The sequence below is a fragment of the Flavobacterium fragile genome, from assembly GCF_023634865.1.
Taxonomy (GTDB): domain Bacteria; phylum Bacteroidota; class Bacteroidia; order Flavobacteriales; family Flavobacteriaceae; genus Flavobacterium; species Flavobacterium fragile.
Genome location: NZ_JAMLJN010000023.1, coordinates 1 through 1,241 on the forward strand (window position 1 = coordinate 1; position 1,241 = coordinate 1,241).

1 protein-coding gene is annotated in these 1,241 nt (G+C 30.0%); it reads right to left on the reverse strand.

Annotated features, from left to right (window positions below; all coding sequences use genetic code 11):
- Window positions 1–30 precede the first annotated feature (30 nt).
- Window positions 31–999, reverse strand: a complete 969-nt coding sequence (locus tag NAT47_RS12505) for an IS110 family RNA-guided transposase (protein ID WP_250583258.1) — start codon at window positions 997–999, stop codon at window positions 31–33.
- Between the last annotated feature and the right edge of the window lie 242 nt (window positions 1,000–1,241).

A 1,241-nucleotide genomic window follows, 5' to 3' on the forward strand; every position in this document is an offset into this window, starting at 1 on the left:
GAATGAACTGTGTTTTTTTCCAAATTTATTTTAGTTAATTTTCACTGAATAATATTCTTTTTTTGTTGCAATCGCAAAAGCTTGTTTTAATAGTTTGTTTACAACTGCAATTAAGGCAAGCTTTTTCGATTTTCCTTTTTCTACCAATCTATCGTATAATTCTTTACAACTTTTATTACATCTTTTTGCTGACCAAGCGCACATGTAAAGCAAAGCTCTAATTTTACTCATTCCCATTTTACAAATTTTCGATCTACCCTTAACACTTGTTCCTGATTCAAATATTCTGGGTGATATTCCAACATACGAAGCAAGTTGCTTGTGATTATTAAACTTACTAAAGCCTCCAGATATTACAATCAATAGCAAAGATGTTTTAGTTCCTATTCCTGGTATACTTTTTAGTTGACTAAACATTTCTTGATGATGTGTTTTAATTATTAACTCCATTTTTTTCTCAATGTTTTTCATCTCTTGTTCTATGGTTTCTAAAACAGAATTAATACTTTTTTCAAGGGCTTCACTCTTAATAGGATTTTGATTAAATGCTTCTTTTTGAACTACAAATCCAGTTCTGCTTTTATTTAATTGTTCTAGATAGGCTTGCATTTGCTTAAGCTCTAGAATATGATTTGCTTCAGGTTTCCATATACCTGGATTTTCGGTTTTTCCATATTCTGCAATAAGCATAGCGTCTTTTTTATCTGTCTTTGCTCTACTCATTCGCATTTGAGAAAACCTCCTAATTACCAATGGATTTATCACACAAACATCTATTGCTTGCTCTGACAAAAAAGTAGCTAATTTTAAATAATATGGACCACTAGATTCCATAACACAAATTGATTCAGATACTTTTAAATGTTCTAAAAACATCATAAAACCTTCATGATTGTTAGCAAATTTTAAATGCTTATACTTGTCATCAGAACCAGAAATAGCTACATCAAAAGTTAATTTTGAGATGTCAATTCCAACATAATTGTTACTTTTTTTCATACATTTGTTTTTAAGGAAATTAAAGTAAACGGAAGAAATCTGCTTGAGACTTATCAATCCTAAATACGGTCTTTATGACCAATGAACTGTCCAAGTTCAAAAGCAGAGAGAGAAAGGAACTAGCATTCCGAACAGTCTTAATTGACCAATGACAAGATTTAGCTTTTATCTTTCTCTTTCTTCTGTTGAAATAAATTTATAAAATTTTCAAAGAACTTCCTTTTGCAAACATAGGATGACAA

What these genes read in the sequence shown, in the direction of transcription:
- NAT47_RS12505 (WP_250583258.1), bottom strand. Translation starts at nt 999, where the DNA reads ATGAAAAAAAGTAACAATTATGTTGGAATTGACATCTCAAAATTAACT.